Consider the following 1,119-nt stretch of genomic DNA (forward strand, 5'->3'; position numbering starts at 1 on the left):
TACGCCGGGAGCTGGTTGCCGACGGGAAGGAGGCGGGTGCGTGGTCGGTGTGGTGGGTGCTGTCCGGGGCGGGGGCAAACCCGGCCCCGTCGCGGGCGACTATTGCCAGGCGCATGCGGGCCATGGGGTTGGTGGTCCCGGCGCCACGCAAGCGCCCGCGGGTGTCTTTCAAGCGGTTCACGCGTACCAGCGCCAACGAGCTGTGGCAGCTGGACGGCATCGAGTGGCGCATCCAGGAGCGGCTGGTGACCATCTACCAGGTCATCGATGACTGCTCCAGGGTGTTAGTGGCGCTCAAGGCGGCCTGGGGTGGGGAGACGCATGAGGCCACACGCCAAATCCTGTCCGAGGCGTTCGACTCCTGGGGGCGGCCCGCAGCCGTCCTGACCGACAACGGCAGGGCTTTCAACACTCACCGCACCACCGGTATCGGGCGGACGGAGAGGTGGCTGGCCAGCCTGGGGATCCGTCCGATCAGCGGCGCCATCGGTCACCCACAGACCCAGGGCAAGGTCGAAAGCTCTCACAAGCCCCTCCAGCTGTGGCTGGAAGCGCACCCCTACACCACCCTGGAGGACCTAAACGCCGGACTGGTGCACTTCACCGCCTACTACAACACCGAGCGCCAGCACCAGGGGCTGGGAATATCCATAACCCCCATACGCGTGTGGCACCAGGTCCCCCGGGCCCTGCCCAACCCCTCCCCGATCAACCTTGACGCGCTGTCCGGGCCGGTGCCGCTGAGCCTGCCTCAGGCAGCCAGCACCGACCCGGCCATCACCAGCAGACAGTCCCTGAGCAACGGGAGCGTGACCTACAAGGGCCGGATCATCTACGTCGGTTCCTTCATGGCCGGCCAGACGATCGAGTTCCGCCAGTACCCCACCCGCCTGGACCTTTACGACCAGGCCGGAACACACTTCGCCGCGATCCCCTGGCCCCAGCCCACCCAGGCCCAGACCCACAGCCGGGCCACCATCAACGCTTCCAAACCACCCAACAGAATCATCAGCAGGCCACCCCGCTCACCCCGCTCCCAACCGTCCCAAAACCCATGAGACTCAACCGTCCCAGAAGTCATGAGATCCAACCGTCCCAGAAGTGTGGAGACAGCACAGT

1 protein-coding gene is annotated in these 1,119 nt (G+C 66.4%); it reads left to right on the top strand.

What is annotated here, in order from left to right:
- The coding region (locus BN1056_RS12290) for a DDE-type integrase/transposase/recombinase (protein WP_210581613.1) at positions 1–1,058 on the top strand (1,058 nt) is incomplete at its 5' end.
- Positions 1,059–1,119: the final 61 nt, after the last annotated feature.

Origin of the sequence: Actinomyces succiniciruminis (assembly GCF_900002405.1) — a bacterium.
Classification (GTDB): Bacteria; Actinomycetota; Actinomycetes; order Actinomycetales; family Actinomycetaceae; genus Actinomyces; species Actinomyces succiniciruminis.